Here is a 24,119-nt window from a genome sequence, read left to right as displayed (position 1 = left end):
AGGGAGGAAAAATGAGTGCGATAAAGCGTGGTCTGGTCGTTTTATTGGCCATGGGACTTTGTTTGGGGTCGCTGGTTACCGCCTTGGCGGCGGACGAGGAGTTTCCAACCAAACCCATTACCCTTGTGTGTCCCTATGGAGCCGGCGGCTCTACCTCCATGGGTAGCAGAATTATCGCCGGTGCGCTGGGGGAAGTCCTGCAAAAACCGGTGATAGTGCTGAACAAAACGGGGGCGGGCGGCACCATCGGGGCCGAATACGTGGCCCATTCTAAACCTGATGGTTATACCCTTTTTGTCTTTAACTCCGGGAGTAATGGAGTGGCGGTGGCGACTCGCAAGGTTCGCTACAAGAACTCCGACTTCGAGCTGTTGGGTCAGTATGCCGAACAGCCTATGGGGCTAGTGGTCTCGGCGGAATCGCCTTGGAAAACCTTGGCCGAACTGGTTGGGGATATCAAAAAGAACCCGGGCAAATTTACCTACGGAACTAGCGGAATTGGTACTTCGGGCGGTTTTGGCATGGAACTTTTAAAGATGGCCACCGGCAATCTTAATATAAACCATGTTCCGTTCAAGTCCGGCCCGGAGGTGATGGCGGCTTTGCTGGGTGGCCATATCAATATGAGTTTCTTCTACTTGGTGGACTTCAAGGGCCCCGTGCAAGCAGGCAGACTTCGCCTATTGGCAACGGCGGGTGAAAAGCGGCTGGAAGAATTCCCCAATGCTCCAACCTTCACGGAATTGGGCTATCCGGCCATTAAAATGACCGCGTGGTACGGCGTGGCCGCTCCCAAGGGCATTCCCAAGGATGTCTTTAACAAGCTCAAGGATGCGTTCTACAAGGCTTGCGCCACCAAAGATGTCCAGAAAATGCTGGCGAAAATTGGCTACGTTCCCCTCTTCAGGACCTCCGAGGATTTCTCCGCTTTCGTAAAGGCGGAGGATGAAAAGTTCGTCCGGGTGGCTAAGCAAGCAAAGATTGAAATCAAGTAAGGTCGGCTATCGGTTTACGACCGGGTCTTTCATGACCCGGCCGTAAACCGGTAACTATCTGATAAATACGGCGCAGGGTAACTCGTTCCCTTTAAGCGCAATTAAACATGGATCAAAGATACCTTATGACACCTAACAAGCCGAATAATTCCCCCCAGACTGTGGAAAGAGCTCTGAATATACTGGAATATATAGTTGATATGCAAAAACCGCTCGGAGTATTGGAACTCAGCGATAAGTTGAATTTAAATAAAAGTACAATTTATCGCATCTTACAGGCTTTGGTTTCCAAAGGATACCTCCACCAACGCGCTGAAGACAGCAAGTATTGTGTCGGATATAAGATTCTAGAACTGAATACAAAGATTATAAGAAATCTTGGTTTGCGACAAGTTTCGGTATCAGCAATGGAAAAGTTGGCTCAAAAAGCTAAGGAAACGGTAGCGCTTGGAGTAATCGATCAGCGGGGAGTGGTTTACGTCGATCAAATAGGTGGAGAAGAAGATCGCGTGCGAATTCATTTTCGCATGGGAGTCCATATGCCCTTCCATTCCACCGGTGCTGGCAAGGCGGCGTTAGCGTTTTTCCCGCAAGAGGAACGCGATGCGATACTATCCAATTATAAGCTAGAGAAATTTACCAAAAACACCATCACTAACATTGGTAGTTTGCACAAAGAACTCAAAGAAATTAGGCAAAAAGGTTATTCCTTCAACGATGGCGAAACCCAGGAAATGGTCAGAGTTGTCGGTGCTCCCATATTTGATTCGCAGAATAAAGTGGTCGGTTCCATAGTGCTTGCCGCTCTTACTAACAGGTTTGCCTTAGAGCAGGTGCCTACTTTTGGAAAGTTGGTGCTTAAGGCTGCAATGGAAATTTCTAACAATCTGGGTTGCGGTAAAGATTGTCACATATCATCGAAATGAAAAGAGGCTAACTTGTTCAAGCCGATCAAGACGCTTTCCCGTTCAGAAACCGAAAATTTGATTGAAGGTGCCGTGGTGTTGGGTTGTGGCGGTGGAGGAGACCCCGATATCGCCCGTGACATCGTGGACACGCTATTCGCGCAGGGCAAAGAGTTACGCCTAATGAACTTGGACGACCTTGACGATCATGCATGGGTAGCCATATTGGGCTATGTGGGCGGCGGCGTGAGTCCTGAAGAAATCGCGGCCAACCAGGATGTCCCCCGAGTATGGGAAACGCCGATCCTGCAGGCCGCCGAACAATTGGCCGGGCATCTCAATGTTCAATTCGATGCCTACCTATGCAGTGAAATTGGGGCCGGGAACATTATAGCCAATTTCCTTGTGGCGGCCATGGAAGGCAAGCCCATCATCGACGGCGACGCCATAGGCAACAGGGCCAAGCCGGAACTCTCGATTTCCTTGACCAGCCTGGTTGGCTTGTCGGTCGCTCCCCTGGCCGCGACGACTCATTACGGCGATGTCATCATCCTGGACAAGGTCAGCGACACTTTCCGCGCGGAATACTTGTGCCGATATCTCTCCAGGGCGTCCAGTGGACGCCTGGCGGTGGCCAGGTGCCCCAGCAAGGGGGCTGAAATCAAAAAGGCCATGCAGCCCAACTCCATATCCCTGGCCATGGAGATAGGGCGAATCATACGAGAAGAAAAGCACCATAAAATAGACAAGATGATAAATGTGACGGGGGGGAAAAAGCTTTTTGAGGGGACAATAACCAAAGTCACCAGAGAAAACAGGGACGGCTTTGTTTGGGGGGATATTCATTTCAACGGCCGCGGAGAGGAGGCGGGGAAAAAATATCATATTTGGTTTAAAAACGAAAACCTAGTGTCCTGGAAAGACGAAGTTTTGGACGCTACATGCCCCGACCTCATAATGATAGTTGAGGCTGATAGCGGAAAAGGCGTTTACAACTGGGGCAGTCAACTTGCGGAGGGAAAAGAAGTAATGGTGATTGGCATGAGCGCCACGGAACCATGGCAGACCGCAAGGGGATTCGAGATTTTCGGGCCCAAACACTTCGGGTTCGATTTCCAAGCTAAGCCATTGTCAGCCCGGTAAGAGGGCGGATTGCCTTCGCCAATTTTCCTGCGCGGACCCCGGTCGATAACTTGTATCGGATTCGCCAAATGACCGCGGAATACGACAACCGACGATCAAAACTAGTTTAACAAGGTATTTTTGCGCATGCCCAAGAGATTGTATGTCGACTTCCACAGATGTACCGGTTGCGGCTTGTGTGTTGATGTCTGCTCATTACGGAATGCCGGCATCGCTTCCCCGGATAACAGCAATGTCCTCATCCATCGCGACGAGGCGGCGGGAATATTTCAGCCCCTGGTTTGTCTGCAGTGCGATGCCCATCCCTGCGTTGAGGCCTGTCCTCAAGAAGCCATTCAGCTCGACAGCGCCATGGCCATTTACAAGGTGGATCCGAAGCTGTGCATCGCCTGCGGCATATGCCAGGACGAGTGTATTTACCTTGGGATAAAAGTCGGCGATGCGGTGGCCCGGAAATGTGACTTGTGCTCAGGAGAGCCCATCTGCGCCAGCGTATGCTTACCTGGGGCCATTCAGTTCAGGGATTCGGATTTGACCGAAATGAATGCCGCCTTTGGAAAAAGGGCCGCGGAAATAAAGGGCATGAGGAAGCAAGCCGATGATTGAGAGCCTGTCCTTCAAAATACTCCGCTTGGACCTGTCAAACTGGACGGCGACGACCATAACCATGCCGGCGGACGACACCCTTCTCTATCTTGGCGGACGGGGATTGGCCGCCAAGCTTTTGTTCGAAGGGCAGAAGGAGGGCGTGGACCCTCTCGGCCCCGAAAACCAGCTGATATTTTCCACCGGTAAGTTCGTGGGCACGCCCGTGCCCACTGCCGGTCAGCTAACCATTAGCGCTAAAAGCCCCGCCACCAACTTCTACTGCAAAAGTAATACGGGGGGCATCTGGGCCAAAGCGCTTCGCCGAGCGGGATGGGACTGTGTGGTGGTGACTGGTGTGTCCCGGGCGCCGGTATTCGTTTCCATAGATGACGAAGAAATCAACTTCCACGATGCCACCTCCATGTGGGGGGACACCGTGAGAGAGGGGCACCGGAAGGCCATTGCAATCCTGGGAGGGGAGGGTTGGGATACGGCGGCCATCGGACAGGCAGGGGAGAACCTGGTCAACTTTGCCTGCGTAATGACCTCCCTTTACCATGCCGCAGGACGCGGCGGCATGGGCGCGGTCATGGGGGCCAAAAAGCTCAAGCTAATCGCCGTGAGGGGCTCACACAACATCCCGGTAGCCAACCCGACCATGCTGCAGGACGAGATTCAGAAAGTCTTGGCCAAGGCCCACAAAAGCGTCAAGGCCGGGTTGTTACTGGAATACGGCACCACGGCCACCATCGAGTTGGCCAACGAGGGCGGTTCGTTGCCGGTGCAGAACTTTGCCTCGGCCCAACTTCCAGGCGGCCATAAACTAGGGGGCAGCTACCTGGTCGAACAAGGATATATGCACCAGGGCAGCGCCTGTTCGGTGTGCCCCATGGGATGCCACAAACACACGATCATCGAGGAGGGACCTTACCGGGGGCACTCGGGAGGGCCCGAATACGAGACTTTGGCCGCTTTGGGCAGCAGTTGCAACGTGACCGACACTGAGGCCGTCCTAAAAGGCAACGAGCTGTGCAATGACTATGGTCTCGACACCATTTCTACCGGGGGTGTGATCAGCTGGTTGATGGAGTGCGTTGAAAATGGCGTGATCTCCCAGGAAGACTGTGACGTCCCGGACGTGCGGTGGGGCAGCGGTGAGGCCATGGTCGAACTTATCCACCGAATTACCCAGCGTGAGGGAATCGGTGACCTTTTGGCGAAGGGCACCAAGCAGGCATCCGAAGAGATAGGCGGCGATTCCTGGAAATGGGCCGTGCAGGCCAATGGGTTGGAACAATCTCGCGTCGATACCCGGGTGGCCAAGGCCTACGCGCTTTCTTTTGCTGTAAATCCACGCGGGCCGGATCATTTATATGCCCAGCCCCAGGCCGAGTTCGGCCGCTCTCCAGAAGCAAAACGCCTGGTCAAAGAGCTAATGGGTAGTGAAAAGTACTGCGATTCGACCATCACCGAGGGCAAGCCGGAGTTGGTCCGCTGGCATGAGGACATGTTCGCAGTTACGGATTGTCTGGGTATTTGTTCCTTTGCCACCACCACCACATACATCATAGACGCGGTTTCGATTGCGTCTTTTCTCGAGGCGGTACTGGATGTACGGATGAGCAAAGAGGAGGTCATGGAGGTGGGGCGGCGTACCGTTGTGTTGGAAAGGTGCTTCAACCTGCGCGAGAACCCCGACCGTCGCGACATCTTGCCTTGGCGCATAATGAACGACCCCGTGGCAAGGGGACCACGCAAAGGGCACATGAACTCGGAAGCGGAATTGAAGGACTTGCTGGCTAGCTATTACAAGCTACAGGATTACGATCCCCTTAACGGACGTCCCACGAAAAGGGTGTTGGAATACCTGAAACTCCTGGACAACGTCAAAGGCCTTGCCGAGTTGATGGAGAAGTATGGGTAATCGCAGTATCGCGCGCCTGTAAAAATATGGGTACAGCCATAGAAATAGAGGTCAGGCTTTATCATGCGCTCAAAAAATACCTTCCCCACCCAAACGAAGATTTTTTGTGCAAGATTACGCTACCAGCTGGGGCCACGGTCGCAGAGGCGGCTAATCGCCTGAAAATACCATCGGACCACGCCACGTTGGCGTTCGTCAACGGGAACCGGGTAGAGCCGGGAATGGTATTACGCGACGGGGACCGTCTAACTCTGATGCAACCCGCCGGCGGGGGATAATTTGTGGGTCGGCTCGAGCCATCGTCGTTTGCGTTGGTGACGGCCTAGTTAATCAAACCAATAAAGCCAAATAGTGAGATGGTTACGTTAAACCCTATCCAGCAACTGATGGCGCGGGTCGCCACCTATCGTCAGAGCATTATTGAGTTGCAGAGGCAACTGGTGGCAACCGAAGCTGTGGGGCCGGACAACCGCGGCACTGGCGAAATGGAAAAGGCGCTGTTGGTCCAACAGTGGTTGGAGGCCATGGGGCTGGAGCTTGAGCGGATTGACGCGCCGGATGCCCGAGTGCCCGGTGGACTACGACCAAATTTGGCGGCTGTGCTGCATGGCGGCGAAGGCCCCAGGATTTGGGTGGTGAGTCATCTGGACGTTGTACCACCGGGTTCCGCGGAATTGTGGAGCAGCGATCCTTGGACTCTGCGAGAGGATGGTGACCTAATCTTCGGCCGGGGTACGCAGGACAACAACGCGGGCCTTGTGTCTTCCTTATTGGGGCTTAGAGCTTTGCTGGACCTCCATATATCGCCACCCGGCCAAGTGGGGCTGCTGATGGTGGGTGACGAGGAAACCGGCTCGGCCTTTGGCCTTGATTTCGTTCTACAGGCTAGACCGGAACTCTTACGCGCGGATGACTGGATAGTGGTGCCGGACGCCGGCCGTGAAGACGCCAGCCTTATCCAGGTGGCCGAGAAGTCCCAATTGTGGCTCAGGGTGGAAGTCAGGGGGCGGCAGGCGCACGCGAGCCGACCCCAACAAGGTGTAAACGCCCTTAGAGTGGGAGCCCGTATGATAGCGCGCCTGGGGGAAGTGACGGGACGCTACCAAGAAGAAGATAAGATGTTTGCACCGCCGAAATCGACCTTTGAACCCACGCGCATTGAACCAGGAGTGGAAAATGTGAACACCGTCCCTGGTAGATTCGTTTTTTACCTGGACTGCCGCATACTCCCCCATTATCCCTTCGACGAGGTGAAAGCCAATCTTGTCCAATATTTCGAGGGCATCGCCGCAGAGGAAAACGCACAGGCGGTGGTAACGCCGGTGCAAGAAAGGCCTGCCACTCGCCCCACCCCCAAGGACTCCCCGGTTGTGGTGGCCCTGCGGCGGTTGGTTCAGAGTGTCCACGGGGTGGAGCCGGAAATCGGGGGCATCGGCGGAGGCACTGTGGCCGCGTTCTTGCGCAAACGAGGGATTCCAGCCGCCGTTTGGGCTACCGTGGCGCCAACGGCGCATCAACCCAATGAATACGCCAAGGTAAGCAACATCCTCAAGGACGCTCAGGTATTCGCCCTTCTTTTTGCCGGGGCATAAACTGCGAGTATCCACCCCTAAGTAACAATGGCTCGTTGACGGGCTATTGTTACGAGAAAGCCAGAACCATGAATAAATTAAGGGTTGAGAGTGACTGTATTGGCACTAGGCGGCTTCCCGCCGCCTGCCTGTTTGGCATTCAAACCTTGCGAGCGCAGGAAAATTTCCATATCAGCGGCAGGCCCATCTCACGCTATCCAAGTTTCATCGTCTCGCTGGCCTTCATAAAAAAGGCGGCAGCTCAAGTGAACAATCAGTTGGGCCTGCTACCCACTGATTTGTGCCTGGCCATTGTAGAGGCGTGCGATGAGATCATTCGGGGTGAATGGCATGAAGCGTTCGTGGTGGACGTAATACAGGGAGGGGCGGGCACCTCGACGAACATGAACGCAAACGAGGTGATCGCCAACCGGGCCCTGGAGATATTGGGGCATAAGAAGGGCCAATACAAACACTTGCACCCCAACACTCACGTGAACATGTCCCAGTCCACCAACGACGTGTGTCCCACCGCATTAAGAGTCACGTTGATAATCATGTGCCGCGACTTGATCGCGACGATGGTTTCCCTGCAAAGGTCCCTTGAAAACAAGGCCCGCGAATTCCAGGACATTATAAAGGTGGGGCGCACTCAGCTTCAAGACGCGGTGCCGATGACCTTGGGACAGGAGTTCAGAGCTTACGCAATCATGATTGCGGAAGATATATGTCGGCTTGACGAGGCAAAAGACCTAGTAAGGGAAATAAACCTGGGGGGGACTGCAATAGGCACTGGATTGAACGCGCCGATTGGCTATGCCAAGCTGATTACGGCAAGACTCTCTAAGCTAACGGGAATACGCTTGAAAACATCAGCCAATTTGGTTGAAGCCACCCAAGACGCCGGCGCTTATGTGCAACTTTCCGGTGTCTTGAAACGGGTGGCCGTCAAGCTCTCGAAAATATGCAACGACCTACGGCTACTTTCGTCCGGTCCCCGTTGCGGACTTGGCGAAATAAACCTGCCCAACATGGCGCCGGGATCATCCATCATGCCGGGCAAGGTCAATCCGATCATACCGGAAGTTGTCAATCAAGTCGCTTTCCAGGTGATAGGCAATGATTTGACCATAACCATGGCCGCCGAGGCGGGGCAACTGGAATTAAATGCCATGCAGCCCATCATTGCCTACGACCTCTTTGAATCCCTATCGTTGCTGCAGAGGGGTATTCATACTCTGTGTCACAAGTGTGTGCGCGGAATAACCGCCAACCCGAAACGGTGTCGAGAGTTGATGGAGAAGAGCATCGGCTTGGCGACAGCGCTCAATCCCGTACTGGGGTATGAAAAGTCGACGAAGATCGCCTTGGAGGCTCTTCACACCGGGAAGTCAATATATAGCCTGGTCCTGGAGAAAAACCTGCTGGACAAAGCCAGACTTGATGAATTGTTGTCCCCAGAAAACATGATCGTCCAATAGATGATTTTTGCTGTGGTGAACATACCAGATGTCTTTTTTAAACTATATCGTTAGTGAACAGGTGATTACTCAAGTAGTGTCCGGTTTTCCTTTCTGGGGACTGCTGGTGCTGATGGCGGTTTGCCTGGCCGTGCTGTCCAAGGGCGCGGACTGGATGATCGACGGTGCGGTGGCCCTGGCTCAGGGCACGGGGCTCCCCCGCATCATTATCGGGGCCACCATCATCAGCCTGGGCACCACGATGCCCGAAGCCTTCGTTTCGGTGTTGGCCGCTTGGACCGGCAACCCCGGCCTGGCCCTGGGCAATGGTGTTGGTTCCATAATCTGCGACACCGGCCTTATCTTCGGCGTGATGTGTCTTATAAGCCGGGTGCCCGTGCGGCGCTTTATCCTCAACCGTACCGGGTGGGTGCAGGTGGGTTCGGCAACCATTTTGGTGCTGTTCGCACATTTATCGTTGTATATAAGCCCGGGTGCGCCGACCATCGGCCGCGGTGTGGGAGTGCTCTTTCTCCTCGCGCTGGGAGTCTACTTATATTTTTCCTATCGTTGGGCCAAACAGAGTGGTCTGCCCTCGGATGCGGAATTTGAGCATCAGTGGGGTCCTGGCAAATCCGTTTTATTTATCTTTATGGGCTTGGTTGGAGTGGTGGCGGGTTCTCGAGTCTTGATACCCGTGGCAGCCGAAGGGGCTCTCAGGTTGGGGGTTCCCCAGGATATCATTGCCGCTACCCTGGTGGCTTTTGGAACCTCATTGCCCGAGTTGGTTACCGCCATCAGCGCCGTCAAAAAAGGCCATCCCCAGATCATGGTGGGCAACGTGGTGGGTGCAGACGTGCTCAACTGTCTTTTCGTGCTCGGCGCGGCTTCAATCGCTAGGCCCCTGGAAATACCGCCAAACTTTTTCTATTATCACTTTCCGGCTATGCTTTTGATCCTGTATTCCTTCAGGGTTTTCATTTTCATCAACACTGATGGGTGGTTCAAACGCTGGCAAGGTGGTTTTCTTCTGAGTTTGTACGCGATTTACATCGTTCTGCAATACTCTTTTAGCATCGCTGCAACACATTCTTGATAAGTATCAATCGAAAGCTGGCATGAAAGCTACCTTCTCCCAAATATTGAACTGGTGTGAATGTTTGGTGTCAGAGCCCCTGAGACAGATTTGTTGTTTTAGCTAATGGATACTCCTGGGTAGAATCGGCACCCAAAGGAGTGAGCCATGAGCCAGAGTGAAGCAGTGGAAGACAAGGTCCGGGAGATCAGGCGTAAAACCCGAAGGAAGTACTCGGCGGAGGAGAAGATCCGGATCGTCTTGGAGGGTCTTAGGGGCGAGGAGAGCATCGCCGAACTCTGTCGCCGAGAGGGCATAGCCCCCAATCTCTACTACAGCTGGAGCAAGGAGTTTCTGGAGGCTGGCAAGCGGCGCCTGATGGGCGACACCAAGCGTCAGGCCACCAGCGGCGAGGTGCGGTCCTTGCGTCTGGAAAACAGCCAGCTCAAGGAACTGGTGGCTGATCTGTCCCTGAAGAACGTGGTGCTTAAAAAAAGCTTGGCTGGCACGGGCGAAGATCTGGATCAGTGATGCGCTTCAGCCAAGCTGAGAAGATGGAGATCATCCGGCTGGTGGAGGGGTCGTCCCTGCCGGTGAAGCAGACGCTGCGCGAGATGGACGTGCCGCGCAGCTCCTTCTACCGCTGGTATCGACGATATCTGGATTATGGCTACGATGGCCTGGCCAGCCAGCCTCCCCATGCCAGGAGATTCTGGAACAAGATCCCTGAGAGCGAGAAGAAGCATATTGTTTCAGAGGCCAAGCAGATGCCTGAGCTCACCCCCCGAGAGCTGGCCTGGCACATCACCGACAGCCAGGGGGCCTTCATCAGCGAGTCCAGCGTCTATCGCATCTTGAGGGACTATGACCTGGTGGCCAGTCCGGCCTATATCGTGCTCACGGCCGCCGATGAGTATAGGCACAAGACCAAACGGGTGCACCAGCTTTGGCAGACCGACTTCACCTATTTCAAGATCATCGGCTGGGGCTGGTACTACCTGTCCACGATCCTGGATGACTACAGCCGCTATATCATCGCCTGGCTTCTGACCAGCACCATGTCGGCGGAGGACGTGAAGAACACTCTGGACTTGGCCATCACCAAGACCGGGATTACCGGGGTCAAGGTCCGGCACCGGCCGCGGCTGCTATCGGACAACGGGCCCTGCTACCTGGCCGGGGACCTGAAGCAGTACCTGGACCAGCATGGCATCAGACACACCAGGGGCAAGCCCTACCACCCCATGACTCAGGGCAAGATCGAGCGATACCACCGGACATTGAAAAATCGGATCAACCTTGAGAACTACTACCTGCCCTGGGAACTAGAGCACCAGATAGGCCGCTTCGTGGATTATTACAACCACCGTCGGGTGCACGAGTCCCTGGACAACCTGACACCCGCTGACGTGTATCACGGCAGGGTCAGGGATATCATCACAGCCAGAAACCTGGTCAAGGAACAGACTATGCGGCGCAGGAGGCGCCAAAACCTGGGACTGAAGCCCTTAAACGAAGAGATTATTAAACCCGAGGTCTACCGGGAATGTCTCCATTAGCAAAAACCAATTCTTGTCCCAAACGCTTTGACGACATACAGGTGGACTACAATCGAACCAGGGGGCACAGTGCCAACGGGAACATCAGCCCAATGGCCTTCGAAACCAAAATGGTAGCTTAAGCAAATGTCCGTTGTTCACGGGTAAGATCACCCAGGGGCTCTGACTCCAAACAGACTGATGAAAAATATTTATTATTCTCTTGACATTGGAAAGTCAAATTGGATTAGATAGACTAGTCTATAAATACAGATGAGTATAACTATGTACCATAGTGGTAAGCATAAGATTGCTGATCTCTATAGCCGAAGCCCCATTCCTCTATACCTTCAAGTAGCAAACATTCTCCGCAGAAGAATCTTCAGTGGCCGCTGGGCACCGGAAGCACAACTCCCCAGCATAGAGACCCTGGCTAAAGAATTCAATGTTGCCCGCCTTACAATGAGGCAGGCAATTGAACATTTGGAGTCCGAAGGCCTGCTCTGGAAAAAGCAGGGCAAGGGCACCTTTGTAAGCGCCATTGACACCTCCCATCGCTGGTTAAATTTGCAGACCCGATGGTCGGAATTGGTGAAGATGGTTAAGGGAACATCCCTAAAAATTTTGCACGAAAAGGAAGATGTGCCTTTGCCAGATTTGGGGCCGTTGGAGGGAGTACCGGCTGGTAGTTATCATTTTATGCAGCGGTTACACCTCAAAGATGGGAAACCGTATTGTCTGCTTGAAATATATATATCCAAAGAAATCTTTGATAAAGCGCCTGATGAATTTAGAAGTAAGAACATTGTCACCGTACTTGATTCCATGCCTCGTTCAATCATCGCGAGCGGCCGCCAGGTTCTTACGATAGGCACGGCTGATCCCTACGCCGCGAGCTGCCTGGATATAGCGGTAGATTCACCCGTAGCCAGCCTGCGGCGGGTGGTGCTTGATAGCAAAGGAAGCGTGGTTTACTTGGGTGACATACTTTATAGCGGAAGCCATGTGAGGCTCGACATTAATCTACAGATTTAACGTAATGGAGGCGTAGATAGGCGCTGTGAGATATTAGAGCCGGCAATGTTAATTTGTTTGAGTTAATCGCATAATCGCGCAATCGGAGTGGCAATCATGGAAAAGCTAATGATAACTGCGGCCATCACCGGCAGCAGAAACACCAAGGATATCTCGCCTTTTATCCCAATTACGCCGGAAGAGATAGCTCAATCATGCATCGAGTGCTGGCGCGCCGGCGCGTCAATCGTCCATATACATGTCCGTGACCTGGAGACGGCTCTGGGCACCCAAGACTACGAATTATACAAAAGAGTGGTCGATCCAGTAAGAGAGCAGACCGATCTGTTGTTGTCTTTGACCACCTCAGGTATTGCGGGAAGAAACCTGCCCTACGAAGAACGGTTAACCCCGCTAGCCTTCAAACCGGAATTGGCTTCTTTTGACGCAGGCTCCATCAATTTGGGAGGCGGCGTTTTTAGCAATCCTCCAGATTTTTTAGAGGTGGCCGCCGCCAAAATGATCGAGAGCGGAGTAAAGCCCGAGATAGAGGTATTCGATCTGGGCATGGCCATTACCGCCTTGAACATGAACAAAAAAAATCAAATCAAGTCGCCCATGTATTTTCAGTTTGTTTTGGGGACTCCCTGGGGAGCCCCCGGAACCCCCAAAGCTTTGTTGCATTTGGTGGAGCACATTCCTGATGAATCGGTGTGGTCGGTCATTGGGATCGGAAAAACCCACCTGCCCATGTCGATGATGGCGATGCTTATGGGAGGGCACATACGGGTGGGACTGGAAGACAACGTTTATTACGAGAGGGGTGTCTTAGCCAAAAACAACGCGGTATTCGTGGAAAGAATTGTGAGACTGGCCAAGGAATACGGCCGCGAAGTCGCGACCCCGGATGAGGCTCGTCAGATTCTCGGCGTTGCCAAATAATTTAAGGAGCCTATACAAGGCATTGATGGTGACCTTTTTGTTTGCAAAGGGAGGAGGGATTCAGCATGTCGATAACCAAAAATAGAATGGCGTTTATAACCGCAACCTTGTTTCTGGCATTTTCGTTTATGTTTATGGGAAACGCCCTTTGTGCAGAGGGCAAGTATCCACAGAAGGCAATTAAGCTGTATGTGCCATATGGCGCCGGCGGGGCCACCGATTTGGCGGCCCGGGTCCTGGTGGGCGTGGTTCAGGACTACCTGGGCCAATCGGTGGTGGTCATCAACAAGCCGGGGGCCAGCGGGAGCATTTGTCTGGACTTCATGACCAAGCAGAAGCCCGACGGCTACTCGATGCTTATGGTGGCCATCGGCAGCAACGCCCTCTATACGGCCATGAACACCAAGCTTCCCTTCAAGTACGACGATTTCACCTATGTGGCCCGCACCCAGATCAACCCCGGGGTGACCATCGTAAACGCCAAGCGCCCCTGGAAGACCTTTGACGAATTCCGCGCCGCCATCAAGAAGGACCCCGGCAAGATCAAGTTCGCCACCGCCGGCTTGGGCACCATCCAGCACCTGAGCGCGGCTATGATCTACAAGGCCCTGGGCATCCCCATCAAAAACCTGGTGGCCGTTCCCTATGACTCTGGCACCGCGGCGGTCCTGGCAGTGGCCAGCGGCGAGGCCGACGCCTTCTCGGGCAACCTCTCCGAGGCGGTCAGCAGCCTGCGCGGAGGCCTGGTGCGGCCCTTGGCGGTCACCACCCCGGAGCGGGTCGATGGTTACAAGGACATCCCCACCTTTACCGAACTGGGCCTGCCCCAAATTGACCTGGTCGGTTTCCGCGGCATAGCCGGCCCCAAAAACCTGCCTCCCGAGGTGGTCAAGGCCTGGGAAGAGGCCATGGCCAAGACCGCCAAGAACAAGGCCTGGTTGAAGCTGGTCAAGAACCTGGGTGACGAGCCGGGCTACTTGGATTCCAAGGCCTTTACCGCATTCGAGGACAAGGAGTTCAAGCGCTACCGCGAGTTGTTCACCGAGTTGGGCCTGCTGGTTAAGTAATCCCTGACCTATTCATCCGCCAAGTAATTGGCTCAATGAAATATTGATGGGTGAGGGAGTCGTCCAGTGGCTGCCGCGATTTTCAAAAAAGGGATAGAAGTGAGCAAACAGTTCTTCCGGGCGAGAATTCGGGTCAAGGATTTCTACCTGGGCCTGGCCTTCTTGCTATTCGCCCTATTGCTAATTTTCTGGCTCATTCCAAACTATGTGGGCGACCCCCTCACTCAATCTCATCTTAAGGTGCGGCCGGGCACCCTCCCGGACCTCATAGGGTACCTGCTCGTCTTCCTGTCCCTGTTGCTCATATATCAAAGTCCCCGCACCAGCATCCTGGTAAGCCGTAGCGAGGACAAGCGCTTCTCTTGGACCATAGTGGTTTTCATCGCCTCCATATTCCTCTTTTACTTCGTTTCCCTCCTGGTGGGGCTCCTACCCTCCAGCATGGTCATCATGTTCGTGCTCATGCGCATATACGGTTACAAGAAAACCTGGATCAATGTAGTCATCGCCGTGGTGCTGCCCATTGTGCTCTTCGTGTTTTTCGAGAAAGTGGCCCAGGTGCAAATCCCCCGCGGCATCTGGTTTGAAGACCTTTATTGAGACTCTCAGCGGGTACAAAACCTCCACCCTCATCCAGGACTGAGTGAGGTGACCCATGGATACGCTTGCTTTAGTTTGGCACGCGGTTATTGCATACATTGATACCTACGTACACAACTTCGGGGTGGGCATAGCCTACTTCTTCACCATAAAAAACGTACTGACCGTCTTCGCGGGAGTGGCCATCGGCACCTTCTTTGGGGCGGTGCCGGGCATGACCATCACCATGTCAGTGGCCCTGGTCATGCCTTTCACTTTCAACCTGGAGCCCCTCACCGCCATCTCCCTATTGCTGGCGGTCTACGTGGGGGCCATCTACGGCGGCTCCATCTCCGCCATCTTGCTCAACACCCCGGGCACTCCGGCCGCAGCCTGCACCTGCATGGACGGCTTCGCTCTGTCTCAAAAAGGGCAGGCAGCCAAGGCCCTGCAGATGGCCAACTGGGCCTCCTGCGTGGGCGATCTGACCAGCACCACCATCGTGATCCTGATCTGCCCCCTGCTGGGATCCGCTGCCCTGTACTTCAACTCGCCGGAGTACTTCGCCCTGGTGTTGTTCTCGGTGACCATCATCGGCGGGTTATCCGGCCAATCCATGGTCAAGGGGCTCATTGCCGGAGCGCTGGGCTTTTTGGTGGCCATGGTGGGCATGGACCCCTTCACCGGCCTCGGACGCTTCGACTTCGGCTCCCTGGAGTTGACCAAGGGCTTCAGCTTCGTGCCCCTGCTCATCGGCTTGTTCGCCATACCCGAGGTGATCCTGCAACTCAACCGCTCGCGCCAGATGGATGGCCAAGCCCGCATCAACGTAGTGGAGGCCCACAGCAAGGCCGACAAAAATCTCTCCTGGGTCGAGTTCAAGGGATCTTTCCGGCACATGGTCCGCGGCGGCATCGTGGGGCTCATCCTGGGCCTGATTCCCGGCCTGGGGGCCACTCCGGCCTCCTTCGTGAGCTACGAACGGGCGCGACGGAACTCCCCCCACCCGGAGCTTTTCGGCAAGGGCTCCCTGGAGGGAGTCGCGGCCGCCGAGTCGGGCAACAACGGGGTCAACGGAGCCACCTTGGTGCCCCTGCTCACCCTGGGCATCCCCGGCGACGTCATCACCGCGGTGATGCTGGGCGCCTTCATGATCTTTGACCTCAAGCCTGGCCCCATGCTTTTCGTGGAGCACATCGACCTGATCTTCGGCCTGTTCTGCGCCTTGATCATGTGTGACGTGGCCCTGCGCGTGGTGGGGGTCATCTTCATCCGATACGCGGAGAAGATCGCCACCGGCATCCCCACCTCCATCATCTTCCCGGCCATCCTGATACTCTGCGTCTTCGGCAGCTACTCCATCAACAACAGCCTGTTCGATATCTTTATAATGGTTACCTTCGGGGTGGCGGGCTATTTCATGGGCCTATTCGAGATACCCACGGTGCCCTTCCTCATAGCCTTCGTCCTGGCGCCCATGCTGGAGAAGGGTTTGCGCCGCTCCCTGACCATTTCCGGCGGCGATCCCACCATCCTGCTGAGCCCCATCGCCATAGTCTTCTACGTCCTCACTATCCTGGCGGTGATCTCGCTCACCAGGGGCTTCCTCAGCAGGATTAAGGAGTAGGCCGTGCGACGACCCGACCAGCGCAAAGACCTGGCGAAACGATGAACTTGCATCCTCCGCCGTTACGGGCCTCGCGGTAAGCACACCAAATACGGCGGCCAATGCGGTGGCCGGCACCAAAGCATCGGACATAACACCGGGCAACAGGGAGAAGACCATGCCTCAAGCTAAAGCAAACATCGCCGTAATCGGCGGTGGCACGATGGGGGTAGACATCGCGGCGGGTTTCGCGGCCGGAGGCTGGCGGGTGCATCTGGTGGAGCCGGTCAAGGAAGTGGCCGCCACGGCGGCCCAGCGCCTGGCAGTCTCGCTTGGCGAACTGAAGTCCAGCGTGGAGACTGAGGCGCTAGCCCTGTACGCCGATATGAAGGACATCGACTGGGATCGCATCGACCTGGTGGTGGAGGCAGTTTCGGAGAACCTGGCCCTTAAGCAGAAGATTTTCGCCGAGCTAGAGCGCCGGGCCAAGCCCGACATCCCCCTGGCCAGCAACTCCTCGGGCATCCCCATCAGCCGGATCGCGCAAGGCCTGCAGACCCGCCGCCGCATGCTGGGCCTGCACTACTTCATGCCCGCTCACCTGGTGCCGCTGGTCGAGGTGGTCAGCTCCCAGGACACTGATCCCGCGGTGGCCCGCCGGGTATCGGAGATCGCGGCGGACATCGGCAAGCGTCCGGTGTGGGTCAAGCGCGACATCCCCGGCTTCTTGGCCAACCGCATACAGCACGCTCTGATGCGCGAGACCTTCGCCCTGGTGGAGCAAGGCATCGCCTCGCCGGAGGACGTGGACGCCTCGGTGCGTTACGGCTTCGGCTTCCGTTATGTGGCCGCCGGCCCCCTGTTGCAAAAGGACCTCTCCGGGCTGGACATCCAATGCGCCGCCGCCGAGGGGGTCTACCCCGACCTGTGCAACGACGCCCAGCCCAGCCCCTGTCTGAAGGATAAGGTCCTTGCCGGAGAAATCGGGGTCAAGTCCAAGAAGGGCTTCTATGATTGGGACGAGGAGAGCATCCGGGCCGAAAAGACCCGCTACAAGAGCGCCCTGATGGCGGCGCTGGAGATATTGCAAAAAGAAGGCATCAAGTAGCCGGGCCTCGGGGGCGGCGGCATTTAACTTTCAGGTTAGGCGGGAAAAAGTCAATGGCTCAAAAGGTTGGTTTTATCGGTTTGGGGCAGATGGGCAAATGGATGGCTCTCAATGTTCTTAAGGCGGGATTTCCCCTGATGGTCCACGACATCAGGCCGGAGGCCGTGGCCGAGCTTACAGAGCAGGGGGCCGAGGCCGCGGGGGACCTGGGGGAGCTGGCCCGGTCCTGCGGGCAGATCATCCTCAGCCTGCCCGACGCCGAAGTGGTGCGGTCGGTTCTTTTGGGGGAGCAGGGGCTGGAGCCGTCCCTGAGCACCGGCCAGTTGATCATCGATTGCAGCACCACCAACTCCCTTTTCGCCCAGGAGATGGCAAAACGGCTGCGGCCCAAGGGGGTCACCGTGTTGGACGCTCCCATCTCGGGCATGCAAGAGAAGGTCAGGGAAGGGCGGCTGACCATAATGATCGGCGGCGAGGAGGCCGCTTACGAGGCGGCGCGTCCCCTGCTGGCCGCCATGGGCAACCACCTAGTCTACCTGGGAGGCACAGGCAACGGCCAGTTGGCCAAAACCCTCAACAACGTGCTTTTTGACATCTCCTGCGCAGCCATGGCCGAGATCCTGCCTGTAGCCGTGAAAATGGGCATCCCGGCCCGGGAGTTCTGCTCCCTGGTCTCCCGCAGCTCGGGCCAGAGTTACGGTTTTGATTTCTTCGCGCCCCTGACCCTGGAGCGGAACTTCTCGGTGGGCTACTCCCTGGACAACGCCTACAAGGACATGGCCAACCTCCTTGAACTGGCCACCCTGCACCATATCCCCCTGCCGGTCACCTCGGGCACCATGCACACCTATCAACTGGCCCAGGCCCTGGGTCACGGGGCGGAGAACAAGGGGGCCATGATCAAGGTGTGGGAGCAGGTGCTGGGGGTGAGGGTGGAGGCGCCGCCCACGGCCGCGCCACAGGAATGAGGCAGGCCGGAAGCCGGGTCAGGGTTTATTATCCATGCCTTTGCCATTGAGAGAGAGAATGGCTGAAAAACCGTGGGAGCCGTCCGCTCAGCGCGTGGCACAGACCAATCTCAGCCGCTTCATCTATTTTGTCAAAAAAACACGGCACCGATTTCAGTGAGTATCCCTCCCTGAACGATTGGTTGGTGGCTGACACCCCATTCTTTCAGGAGGCGGCAGGGCGGGCGTCGATTCCAAGAAAGCGCCAGTTGGTTGCGCTGGCACCTGGGGCATCATTTTTTGAGTCAGACTTTGTTTTTGACTTCTCTCCAATAAATGTAACAGGGGTAGGATGTGGTTGGGTGCGCATAGGGTGCGGATTGGGGGCACAGGGTGCATGAATTTGCATTCTCCTGCAACCCCAACCAGCTTAACTTATTGATATTATGATCCTTACGTTAGAACTTCAAATCCGGTGTACCGTCTGAGTAAGGCGGTAGGTGGGTTCGATTCCCATGCACTTCCGCCACGACCTGCGTGCACCCACCTCTGGATCCACCCCCGGGGTGGGTGTTTTCTGGTCCGGTCAGTAAGTTCAGGGGGATGGCCAGGTAATAGGTGACTTCCTTGCTCTCGGCGTCCACCTCAGCCCGGTGAACCAGGGCCTTCAGTAGCTGGTTCTTCTTCTTGACCGGAGCCCTCTCCCACACGGCCAAGATTTCCTCGCAAGCCTGGCGCACCCGGCTGGCCAAGTCGGTAGCCTCGCCCTGATGCTGGCTTGATTCCGCCACCTCCAAGGTCTCCTGCAAGCGCCTCTCCTCAATGTCCAGTGCCACGAGCTCGTCTTTTAGGATCCTGCCCAGCTCTGGCGCGTCCTTGAGGTTGGCGATCAGGTTGGCCTTTTGGTTGGAGACCTTCTGTAGCCGAGCCCTTATGGCCAAGATGCCCTTGGGTCTCTCTCGCCCGCGTTCCCCAATCATCTGGATGGTTAGCTTGGCTATCTCTTCCACGTTGTCCGGATTGCCCAGGAACAGCTGTGAATGGCGGAGTAAGTGCGGGACAGTTGGCGGTCTAAAACCGTGACACTTGTTTTAGAGATATAGTCCTGTTGTTCATGCTGTCAATCATGATCTTGCCTTAGTTGGTTTTGGGCTTTGCCTGGGATCGTCTTTTGGCTTGGCGGAGCCGGTAGCTTTCTCCATTGGCCTCGATGATGTGGCACCTATGGGTCAGTCTGTCCAGCAGTGCACCGGTGAGTCTTTCGGAGCCGAAGACCTCCGTCCATTGCTGGAAAGGGAGATTGGTGGTGATCATGAGGCTTTGTTGTTCATATGCCCTACCCACCACCTCGAATAGCATTTGAGCGCCTATCTTGGAGAAGGGCACATAGCCCAGTTCATCGATGACCAGCAGGTGTAGGCGCTGGAGCTGTTTCTGCAGGCGTTGCAGACGTCTTTCCTCGCGGCATTCCATGAGCTCTGTGACCAGGGCGGTGGCGCTGTAGAATTTCACCTTGCTTCCCTGGGCGCAGGCCGCAAAGGCCATGGCGCTGGCCAGGTGGGTCTTGCCGGTGCCGGAGTTTCCGATCAGGAGCACGTTTTCCTTTTTGGCGATGTACTCGCCCCTCATCAGCTCCCTGACCAGCTGCTGATTGATGGAGGGCTGTGCCTTGAAATCAAAGGTGTCCATGGTCTTGATCACCGGAAAGGCGGCTTGCTTGATGCGCCTTTCGGCTGCCCGCTTCTCGCGGTCCAGAAGCTCCCGCTCGGTCAGGCGCAGCAGGTAGGTCATGTAATCGGAGCGGTCTTGGCTGCAGACCTTGGCCATGGCCGCGTATTCCCGGAGAATGGTGGGCAGCTTCAGCTTTTTGAGGTGGTACTCCAAGAGCACGGTGGGTTTGTCCTGGTCCTTCATGACAGCGCCCCTCCCTGCGCGAGGAGGGAGTCATAGACTGTGATATCGGGCCCGGCCACGCTCACTCGGCCCAGGTGCTCACGACCGTCCAGCAGGAAGGTGGCCGCGGGCCCTGATGATGGCGGCTCCAGCAGGTGGACAATGGCCTCCGGGGCATAGGCTCCCGCGTACAATGCCTGCTCCACCGCCCGCTTCAGTCTGGCCATGGAGTGGTCCTCCAGCAAACGTAGGACCTTTATGTATTTACGGGTGCCCTGGCCAGGCATGTCTTCCCCGGCCACCAGCCGCCGCCTCAAGACCTCAAAGCACTCAGACAGATCTAGGTCAGCCAGGGGGCGGGCGTGGTCCAGGGAGCCAGGCTTGCGCTCCAGCAAGGGCAGATAATGCCGGTAGTCGAAAAACACCCCTTCCTTGCCCCAGGATCGGGAGTGGCGGGCCACCACCACGTCATGGTGGCAGAGCACCACCCGATCCACATAGCCCTTGGCCACAATTTCATGGTGGGCACAAGCCACCGGCACCGAGTAGTCATTGTCGTCGAAGCGGACCAGGGACAATGAATTGGCCCGGGTAGGCTGTTTGCGGCAGGCATCGAAGCGGGAGGGAGGCAGGGGGACAAAGGCTGTCTGGTCTTCCTGCAAAACCTCGGCCTTGCTACCGCCCTTGCCACGCAAACGGCGCTTCATGTCGTCGCGGCACTGCCTTAAAAGCATGGCATTGAGCTCGGCCAGGTCCTTCACCTGGGGCACTGGCACCAAAAAATTCTGCCGGGCGTACTTGACCACCCCTTCCACCACGCCCTTCTCGTTTGGACGCCGCACCCGACAAAAATGCTCCCGAAAAAGGTAATGGCTCTGCAGCTTGAGAAAACCATCGGTCAGCTTGCGCTCATGAGGCCCTATGATCTTGGAAACCAGGACCTTGCTATTGTCGTAACTGATCCGGTGGGGCACCCCACCGAAAAACTCGAACGCCCTGGCATGCCCTTCCCAGTAGCTCTCGCTGCACTCCTTGTCGAAGGCCGCCACGAAAAAGGCATCGGAGTACGGCAAGGCCATGATAAAAAGCGCTATCTTGCGAAGCTCCCCGGAAACCTTGGCCAGGGCATAGCCAAAGTCCACCTGCGCCTCGCCGGGACGATGGACCAGGGGCATGTACACCTCCTGGCTCACGCGCTTGATTGCGCGCACCGCCTCCTTTACCTGGGTGTACTTGCCCTGATAACCCGCCTCCTTGATGCGGTGATATATGCGCGTGGCCGTGTGCCTTTGCTTCTTGGGAACCTTTTTGTCCTCTTTTATGATCCGGGCGATCAACTCAAGGTAGGGGCCAAGCTTGGGCTTGGCTCGGGGGGTGCTGAGCCGGTATCCGGGAGGCTCGGGAAAATTCTGAATCTTTTGCAGGGTATCCCAATGGATGCCCTCTCTACGCATTAACTCGCGCTTGCTCGCCTGGCCATCGCGCAACTCAAGTCTGATCCGGGCCCATTGATCCATGTCCGTGTACACCCCTTCCGCTCCTCCAGAGAGTCCTGGCCTGGAAGCCACCATGGCCTCCATCGCACCAAAACACCTGAAGAAAACTGAATCGGTGTGTCACGGTTTTCAACCGCCACTAAAATCGTCTCGCTTTTGGACCGCCATTTACATTCCCTAAGAAATTTGTGAAATTCGGATGGTTTTATGGTTTGAGCGCAGGCCGAAGGGTAAATCCGCCGTGCGGGCAAGGACAGGGGGGAGTTTGGGGCATAAAAAGACTCCCCTCCCTGGTTTGCCCAGGGCGGGGAGCCGGTGGCTACTTGGCCTTTGAGGCCATGGGCCCTAAACTATGATGAGTGAACCTCACGGGAGAACGAAATGAAGAAATCCTTGGGACCCAAGACCCTGCTCTGCCCCACCCCGGTGGTGCTGGTGGGCACCTACGACCAGGCGGGCAAGCCCAACCTGATGACCGCCGCCTGGGCCGGCATCTGCTGCTCCAAGCCGGTTTGCGTGAACGTTAGCCTGCGGGCCGCCACCTACAGCCACAGGCAGATCGTGCGCAACCAGACCTTCACCTTGAACGTGCCCAGCGCCGCCCAGGTCCGGGAGGTGGATTTCGTGGGCATGGCCAGCGGCCGCGACCGCGACAAGTTCGCCGAGCTGGGCTGGAGCGCGGTGCCCAGCGAGCTGGTCAACGCCCCCCTGGTGGCCGAGGTTCCGCTGTGCCTGGAGTGCAAGGTGGTGGTGACCAACGAGCTGGGGCTGCACACCCAGTTCGTGGGCGAGGTGCTGGACGTGAAGCTGGAAGAGGCGGTCATGGACCAGGCGGGCAACCTGGACCCGGTCAAGTTCGAGCCCCTGGCCTATCTGCCCGACGCCAAGCTATATTTGGGCCTGAGCCGGGTGGTGGGCGGCGGCTTCGAGCTGGGCAAGGAGCTGTTGGCCAAAAAGGCCTTGTAACCCACATTGCACGGCAAATCCGTTTTCCCGGCTTTGCCCCGTAATGTGGGACAAAAATCCAAAAAGAGGACAGACGCGCCGACTGTCGCGCGATCTCGGATTAAGAATGGGATGAAGGGTGGGCAATTAATTGGAGAATCTTATCAGCCTTGCAATGGAGTCCTCGGGGGTCGCGGTAACCATAATCGATCCTGAAGGCAACATCGTTTATTACAATAGGCAAGCGGCCAAGATTCTCGACCGCAAGCCGGAATACATCGGTGAGGATATCCACTCGCACCACAAGAAAGAAGCCTCCAATAAAAAAGTCGATCTGATGCTTCAGGAATTCCAAAAAGGGAGGACGGAGCCTTTTCGCTATAAAACTAAGCCGTACGGGAGAACCATCTTGGTGATACTCGCGCCTATCCTGAAAGACGGTGAGTTTGTGGGATGCACCCAGTCCGTTCAACTAGAAGAGGACCTGGCGTAAGAGTAATCGCCAATATGAATTTTGGAGTTGTCCGCCTTTACCTATGAGTCATCGCACCCGCTTCGGCGAGGCTTGGGCCATCATCAAGCCCTGGAGTCCGTGAAACCCGTTGGCCGATTCCGGCGGCTTGCGATACATCTTGCAAAGGATTTATCGACCCATTGCTTGAGAGTCTTTTTCAGGCTGAGCCTTGAAAATTCTCTCTGACTCTTGGGCCTGGGCGGGGATGCGGGGTTTGCTCAGCTTGCGGTCTCGGCTGAGCGAAGGGCGTTGCGCCGGCCGCGAGGCAGGCAATCGCCGTCAGGGCAAGCAAGTTGCAAACAACAGGGCGGCCGGCCGCGCCCCCCCGCCGCGCGGGCCGGGGGGCGGCCGCCGCCACCTTGCTTGGGCCGGGGTCTACCAGCCGTACTTCTTGAGGGCCTCGCGGACCGCGGCTTCTCTGGTCTGATCGTCGATGTCTATGCGCCTGGCCTTGCCTTCCTTGATCTTTTCCACCAGCTGATCCAGGTCGGCGGGCTTTTCCATGAAGTCCAGGGCCCCCAGGCGCATGGCCTCCACCCCAACCTGCACGCTGGCGTGGCCGGTGAGCAGGATGATCTGCAGGCTGGGCTTGTTGGCCAGGGCCTGCTTGAGGGTCTCCATGCCGTCCACCTTGGGCATCTGCAGGTCCAGCACGATGGCGTCATAGAGGTTTTGCCCGATCTTCTCCAGGGCCATGGCCCCGTCCAGGGCCGTGTCCACCACGCAGCCCCGGTTGTTCAGGCGCTCGCTGACGCTTTCCAGAAAGTCCGGATCGTCGTCGACTACCAACACCCTGATGTCTTGCATCG

General features: G+C 56.2%; 22 protein-coding genes and 1 pseudogene. 19 read left to right on the top strand and 4 right to left on the bottom strand.

Annotated elements, in window-relative coordinates:
• Positions 1-11 precede the first annotated feature (11 nt).
• The 17 genes and pseudogenes from AACH32_RS19620 (at position 12) to AACH32_RS19545 (ending at position 18,483) form a co-directional block, all read left to right on the top strand.
• Positions 12-995: a Bug family tripartite tricarboxylate transporter substrate binding protein gene (locus tag AACH32_RS19620; protein ID WP_338603411.1), complete on the top strand. Its 984-nt coding sequence runs from the start codon at positions 12-14 to the stop codon at positions 993-995.
• 107 nt (positions 996-1,102) lie between these two features.
• The gene (locus AACH32_RS19615) at positions 1,103-1,921 is read left to right on the top strand and encodes an IclR family transcriptional regulator (RefSeq protein WP_338603408.1); all 819 of its coding nucleotides are present in this window, start codon (positions 1,103-1,105) and stop codon (positions 1,919-1,921) included.
• A 12-nt stretch (positions 1,922-1,933) separates the two neighbouring features.
• Complete coding sequence (locus AACH32_RS19610) at positions 1,934-3,043, top strand: DUF917 domain-containing protein (protein WP_338603405.1); 1,110 nt, start codon at positions 1,934-1,936, stop codon at positions 3,041-3,043.
• A gap of 126 nt (positions 3,044-3,169) precedes the next feature.
• On the top strand, positions 3,170-3,649 hold the full coding sequence (locus AACH32_RS19605; RefSeq protein WP_338603402.1) for a 4Fe-4S dicluster domain-containing protein: 480 nt from the start codon (positions 3,170-3,172) through the stop codon (positions 3,647-3,649).
• Positions 3,642-5,555 carry an aldehyde ferredoxin oxidoreductase family protein gene (locus AACH32_RS19600; protein ID WP_338603399.1) on the top strand — a complete coding sequence of 638 codons (1,914 nt, stop codon included), beginning with the start codon at positions 3,642-3,644 and terminating at the stop codon, positions 5,553-5,555. The genes AACH32_RS19605 and AACH32_RS19600 overlap by 8 nt, the downstream gene beginning before the upstream one ends.
• A gap of 26 nt (positions 5,556-5,581) precedes the next feature.
• The gene (locus tag AACH32_RS20930; RefSeq protein ID WP_350341524.1) at positions 5,582-5,833 is read left to right on the top strand and encodes a MoaD/ThiS family protein; all 252 of its coding nucleotides are present in this window, start codon (positions 5,582-5,584) and stop codon (positions 5,831-5,833) included.
• 78 nt (positions 5,834-5,911) lie between these two features.
• Positions 5,912-7,147 (top strand): M20 family metallo-hydrolase, encoded by a 1,236-nt coding sequence (locus tag AACH32_RS19595; RefSeq protein ID WP_338603397.1) that lies wholly within the window; start codon positions 5,912-5,914, stop codon positions 7,145-7,147.
• Between the two features lie 68 nt (positions 7,148-7,215).
• Positions 7,216-8,607 (top strand): aspartate ammonia-lyase, encoded by a 1,392-nt coding sequence (gene aspA / locus AACH32_RS19590; protein ID WP_338603394.1) that lies wholly within the window; start codon positions 7,216-7,218, stop codon positions 8,605-8,607.
• Positions 8,608-8,635: 28 nt separating this feature from the next.
• Positions 8,636-9,682 carry a sodium:calcium antiporter gene (locus AACH32_RS19585; protein ID WP_338603391.1) on the top strand — a complete coding sequence of 349 codons (1,047 nt, stop codon included), beginning with the start codon at positions 8,636-8,638 and terminating at the stop codon, positions 9,680-9,682.
• 147 nt (positions 9,683-9,829) lie between these two features.
• A pseudogene (locus tag AACH32_RS19580) lies at positions 9,830-11,220 on the top strand (IS3 family transposase).
• Positions 11,221-11,484: 264 nt separating this feature from the next.
• Positions 11,485-12,234 (top strand): GntR family transcriptional regulator, encoded by a 750-nt coding sequence (locus tag AACH32_RS19575; protein ID WP_338603388.1) that lies wholly within the window; start codon positions 11,485-11,487, stop codon positions 12,232-12,234.
• 96 nt (positions 12,235-12,330) lie between these two features.
• Positions 12,331-13,155 carry a 3-keto-5-aminohexanoate cleavage protein gene (locus AACH32_RS19570; protein ID WP_338603386.1) on the top strand — a complete coding sequence of 275 codons (825 nt, stop codon included), beginning with the start codon at positions 12,331-12,333 and terminating at the stop codon, positions 13,153-13,155.
• A gap of 191 nt (positions 13,156-13,346) precedes the next feature.
• Positions 13,347-14,222, top strand: coding sequence for a tripartite tricarboxylate transporter substrate binding protein (locus AACH32_RS19565; RefSeq protein ID WP_338603383.1), 876 nt, complete (start codon positions 13,347-13,349; stop codon positions 14,220-14,222).
• A gap of 99 nt (positions 14,223-14,321) precedes the next feature.
• Positions 14,322-14,822 carry a tripartite tricarboxylate transporter TctB family protein gene (locus AACH32_RS19560; RefSeq protein WP_338603380.1) on the top strand — a complete coding sequence of 167 codons (501 nt, stop codon included), beginning with the start codon at positions 14,322-14,324 and terminating at the stop codon, positions 14,820-14,822.
• A 55-nt stretch (positions 14,823-14,877) separates the two neighbouring features.
• Positions 14,878-16,428, top strand: a complete 1,551-nt coding sequence (locus tag AACH32_RS19555) for a tripartite tricarboxylate transporter permease (protein WP_338603377.1) — start codon at positions 14,878-14,880, stop codon at positions 16,426-16,428.
• Between the two features lie 157 nt (positions 16,429-16,585).
• On the top strand, positions 16,586-17,515 hold the full coding sequence (locus tag AACH32_RS19550; protein ID WP_338603374.1) for a 3-hydroxyacyl-CoA dehydrogenase family protein: 930 nt from the start codon (positions 16,586-16,588) through the stop codon (positions 17,513-17,515).
• On the top strand, positions 17,422-18,483 hold the full coding sequence (locus tag AACH32_RS19545) for an NAD(P)-dependent oxidoreductase (protein ID WP_338603371.1): 1,062 nt from the start codon (positions 17,422-17,424) through the stop codon (positions 18,481-18,483). The genes AACH32_RS19550 and AACH32_RS19545 overlap by 94 nt, the downstream gene beginning before the upstream one ends.
• A 437-nt stretch (positions 18,484-18,920) precedes the next feature.
• Here AACH32_RS19545 and AACH32_RS19540 read toward each other — a convergent pair whose 3' ends face one another.
• The 3 genes from AACH32_RS19540 to istA form a co-directional block, all read right to left on the bottom strand.
• A complete protein-coding gene (locus AACH32_RS19540) occupies positions 18,921-19,472 on the bottom strand; it encodes a hypothetical protein (RefSeq protein WP_338603369.1) in 552 nt (183 codons plus the stop codon).
• Positions 19,473-19,599: 127 nt separating this feature from the next.
• Positions 19,600-20,376 carry an IS21-like element helper ATPase IstB gene (gene istB, locus AACH32_RS19535; RefSeq protein ID WP_338598784.1) on the bottom strand — a complete coding sequence of 259 codons (777 nt, stop codon included), beginning with the start codon at positions 20,374-20,376 and terminating at the stop codon, positions 19,600-19,602.
• The gene (istA, locus tag AACH32_RS19530; RefSeq protein ID WP_338599205.1) at positions 20,373-21,872 is read right to left on the bottom strand and encodes an IS21 family transposase; all 1,500 of its coding nucleotides are present in this window, start codon (positions 21,870-21,872) and stop codon (positions 20,373-20,375) included. Before istA ends, istB begins: the two co-directional genes overlap by 4 nt.
• A gap of 360 nt (positions 21,873-22,232) precedes the next feature.
• Between istA and AACH32_RS19525 the strand changes: the two genes are divergently transcribed.
• The gene (locus tag AACH32_RS19525; protein WP_338603367.1) at positions 22,233-22,817 is read left to right on the top strand and encodes a flavin reductase family protein; all 585 of its coding nucleotides are present in this window, start codon (positions 22,233-22,235) and stop codon (positions 22,815-22,817) included.
• Positions 22,818-22,947: 130 nt separating this feature from the next.
• Positions 22,948-23,289, top strand: coding sequence for a PAS domain-containing protein (locus AACH32_RS19520; protein ID WP_338603365.1), 342 nt, complete (start codon positions 22,948-22,950; stop codon positions 23,287-23,289).
• 396 nt (positions 23,290-23,685) lie between these two features.
• Here the strand turns inward: AACH32_RS19520 and AACH32_RS19515 are convergent, their stop codons facing one another.
• Entirely contained in the window at positions 23,686-24,117 is a 432-nt protein-coding gene (locus AACH32_RS19515; RefSeq protein WP_338603362.1) for a response regulator, read from the bottom strand.
• Positions 24,118-24,119 lie beyond the last annotated feature (2 nt).

Origin of the sequence: Desulfoferula mesophila, from assembly GCF_037076455.1 — a bacterium.
Lineage (GTDB): Bacteria > Desulfobacterota > Desulfarculia > Desulfarculales > Desulfarculaceae > Desulfoferula > Desulfoferula mesophila.
The sequence above is the reverse complement of the archived record's forward strand: the minus strand, read 5'-3'. Positions and strand labels throughout refer to the sequence as shown.

What these genes read in the sequence shown, in the direction of transcription:
- aspA (WP_338603394.1), top strand. Translation starts at nt 7,216, where the DNA reads ATGAATAAATTAAGGGTTGAGAGTGACTGTATTGGCACTAGGCGGCTT.
- AACH32_RS19605 (WP_338603402.1), top strand. Translation starts at nt 3,170, where the DNA reads ATGCCCAAGAGATTGTATGTCGACTTCCACAGATGTACCGGTTGCGGC.
- AACH32_RS19585 (WP_338603391.1), top strand. Translation starts at nt 8,636, where the DNA reads ATGTCTTTTTTAAACTATATCGTTAGTGAACAGGTGATTACTCAAGTA.
- AACH32_RS19555 (WP_338603377.1), top strand. Translation starts at nt 14,878, where the DNA reads ATGGATACGCTTGCTTTAGTTTGGCACGCGGTTATTGCATACATTGAT.
- istA (WP_338599205.1), bottom strand. Translation starts at nt 21,872, where the DNA reads ATGGATCAATGGGCCCGGATCAGACTTGAGTTGCGCGATGGCCAGGCG.
- AACH32_RS19550 (WP_338603374.1), top strand. Translation starts at nt 16,586, where the DNA reads ATGCCTCAAGCTAAAGCAAACATCGCCGTAATCGGCGGTGGCACGATG.
- AACH32_RS19515 (WP_338603362.1), bottom strand. Translation starts at nt 24,117, where the DNA reads ATGCAAGACATCAGGGTGTTGGTAGTCGACGACGATCCGGACTTTCTG.
- AACH32_RS19595 (WP_338603397.1), top strand. Translation starts at nt 5,912, where the DNA reads ATGGTTACGTTAAACCCTATCCAGCAACTGATGGCGCGGGTCGCCACC.
- AACH32_RS19570 (WP_338603386.1), top strand. Translation starts at nt 12,331, where the DNA reads ATGGAAAAGCTAATGATAACTGCGGCCATCACCGGCAGCAGAAACACC.
- AACH32_RS19525 (WP_338603367.1), top strand. Translation starts at nt 22,233, where the DNA reads ATGAAGAAATCCTTGGGACCCAAGACCCTGCTCTGCCCCACCCCGGTG.
- AACH32_RS19600 (WP_338603399.1), top strand. Translation starts at nt 3,642, where the DNA reads ATGATTGAGAGCCTGTCCTTCAAAATACTCCGCTTGGACCTGTCAAAC.
- AACH32_RS19620 (WP_338603411.1), top strand. Translation starts at nt 12, where the DNA reads ATGAGTGCGATAAAGCGTGGTCTGGTCGTTTTATTGGCCATGGGACTT.
- AACH32_RS19575 (WP_338603388.1), top strand. Translation starts at nt 11,485, where the DNA reads ATGTACCATAGTGGTAAGCATAAGATTGCTGATCTCTATAGCCGAAGC.
- AACH32_RS20930 (WP_350341524.1), top strand. Translation starts at nt 5,582, where the DNA reads ATGGGTACAGCCATAGAAATAGAGGTCAGGCTTTATCATGCGCTCAAA.
- AACH32_RS19615 (WP_338603408.1), top strand. Translation starts at nt 1,103, where the DNA reads ATGGATCAAAGATACCTTATGACACCTAACAAGCCGAATAATTCCCCC.
- istB (WP_338598784.1), bottom strand. Translation starts at nt 20,376, where the DNA reads ATGAAGGACCAGGACAAACCCACCGTGCTCTTGGAGTACCACCTCAAA.